1 protein-coding gene and 2 pseudogenes are annotated in these 1,096 nt (G+C 69.3%); 1 reads left to right on the top strand and 2 read right to left on the bottom strand.

Translation table 11 applies throughout. The annotated features are described in order from the left end of the window. Positions 1–52: 52 nt before the first annotated feature. Both AB0C69_RS42515 and msrB read right to left on the bottom strand, forming a co-directional pair. Positions 53–331 (bottom strand): annotated as a pseudogene (locus tag AB0C69_RS42515) (TIGR04222 domain-containing membrane protein); the annotation flags it as partial. Between the two features lie 70 nt (positions 332–401). Further along, positions 402–803, bottom strand: coding sequence for a peptide-methionine (R)-S-oxide reductase MsrB (gene msrB, locus AB0C69_RS42510; protein ID WP_345177270.1), 402 nt, complete (start codon positions 801–803; stop codon positions 402–404). A gap of 65 nt (positions 804–868) precedes the next feature. Between msrB and AB0C69_RS42505 the strand changes: the two are divergent. After that, positions 869–1,096 (top strand): annotated as a pseudogene (locus AB0C69_RS42505) (ATP-dependent DNA ligase); the annotation flags it as partial.

The following is a 1,096-nucleotide window of genomic DNA, read 5'->3' as shown; positions in this document are numbered from 1 at the left end:
GTCCACCCTCCCCTTACTTGAGAGTTCAACCATACTCGACATCATTGAACTTTCAAGTCTTGACCAGGCCGCCCGCGACGGCGGCCACCTCGTCGGATTCGGCGACCGCGTCGAGGACGTGGCCGAGCTGGATGCCGGTGTCGGGGACCTCGTCGAGAAGCGCGGCCTGGATCCCGTCGCCTGCCTCGCGCTCGACGACGGTCACGCGGCGCGTGCCCCGCGAGACCCGCACGCGGCGCCGTTCGTAGAGGGCGAGCAGGGCGCACTGCGCGGCGCGCGTGGGCCCGCCGCAGAGCAACGCGGTCTCGTAGGGGGTGAACTCGTCCACGGCGGCTCCCCGGGGGGCTGGCGGTCACTTCCGCGTTCGTCGATGTGACGCGTCAGGGCCCGGGGAGGTTGCGTCATTCGGCCGGTTCGAGGGTGAGCGAGATCGAGTTGATGCAGTACCGGTCGTCGGTCGGGGTGTCGTAGCCCTCGCCGTGGAAGACGTGCCCGAGGTGCGAGTCGCACACCGCGCAGCGGACCTCGGTGCGGACCATCCCGAGGGAGCGGTCCTCGATCAGCGTGACCGCGTCGGAGTCGGAAGGCGCGAAGAACGACGGCCAGCCGCAGTGGCTCTCGAACTTGGTCTCCGACCGGAACAGCTCGGTCCCGCACGCGCGGCACCGGTACACGCCGACGGTCTTGGTGTCGGTGTACTCGCCGGTGAAGGGCTTCTCGGTGCCCGCCTCACGCAGCACGCGGTACTCCTCCGGGCTGAGCCGGGCCCGCCACTCGTCCTCGCTTTTGCGGATCTTCTCCATGGGTTCGACCGTACCCGGCGCGGGTGCGCGGGAGGACTGTCGTGCCCGTGGGTTAACGTGCGGTTATGGCCTCGCCCTTCATCGAGATCCCGGTCGGGGATCGGCTCGTCAAGGTGACCAATCCCGACAAGGTCTACTTCCCCGAGCACGGCTACACCAAGCGGCAGCTCGTGGAGTACTACCTGGCCGTGGGGGAGGGGATCCTGCGCGCCACCCGCGACCGCCCGACGACGCTGGAACGCTGGCCCGCCGGGGTCTTCGAGGGCGCCAGGATGGCCACCCGCGAGGACTAC

The organism is Actinomadura sp. NPDC048032, assembly GCF_040653175.1.
In the GTDB taxonomy this organism is placed as follows: Bacteria; Actinomycetota; Actinomycetes; order Streptosporangiales; family Streptosporangiaceae; genus Spirillospora; species Spirillospora verrucosospora.
This window is presented reverse-complemented; position numbering and strand designations above follow the sequence as displayed.